This is a genomic window from Klebsiella sp. YJ (assembly GCF_002108615.1).
In the GTDB taxonomy this organism is placed as follows: Bacteria; Pseudomonadota; Gammaproteobacteria; order Enterobacterales; family Enterobacteriaceae; genus Klebsiella; species Klebsiella planticola.
On sequence record NZ_MTEG01000110.1, the window covers coordinates 1 to 648 of the forward strand.

The window sequence follows — 648 nt, forward strand, 5'->3', positions numbered from 1 at the left end:
GCCTGTGCCAGGAACAGCATATCGCTGACCATTTTGGTCATCCGGTTATACTCTTCAAGACTGGAATAGAGGACATCCTCAAGTTCCCTCTGTGTTCGATCCTGACTCAGTGCGATTTCAGTCTGCGTCACCAGATTGGTGATGGGCGTTCTGATCTCATGCGCGATATCGGCAGAGAAATTGGCCTGGCGGGTAAAGACATCCTCAATCTTTCCAATCATATGATTGAACGAGATAACCAGTTGCTCCAGCTCAATGGGAACGCGTGTCGGTTCCAGTCGCGCATCAAGATTCTCGGAGGTGATGTTTTTAATGGCATTGCTGACATTACGAAGGGGCAGGTGCCCCTGACGGACAGCGATTCGAATGATCAGAACAATCAACAGGCTTATCACGACGGCAATCGCAATCAGGTTCTTTTTCAGCGCATCGAGGTAATGGAGATGGAAATTAATGGATAGGCCAGTCAGCATGACATAGTTCTGCTGTTTGCCCTGAAATATCGCCTGACCAGAGGAGGCGATAATCCTGTATGTTTCCATCTTCATTTCGGACCCGGTATCCATCGGTCCCGCAGGATCCTCCACCGTCCAGAGAAAGACATCCCGTGCGCGGCTGTGCTCGCTAAAATCTGCTGAATTCACTGCC

The 648-nt window shown here is 50.0% G+C and carries 1 pseudogene; it reads right to left on the reverse strand.

Annotation, left to right across the window (positions count from 1 at the left end):
* Window positions 1-648, reverse strand: a pseudogene (silS, locus tag BV390_RS30415) (copper/silver sensor histidine kinase SilS); the annotation flags it as partial.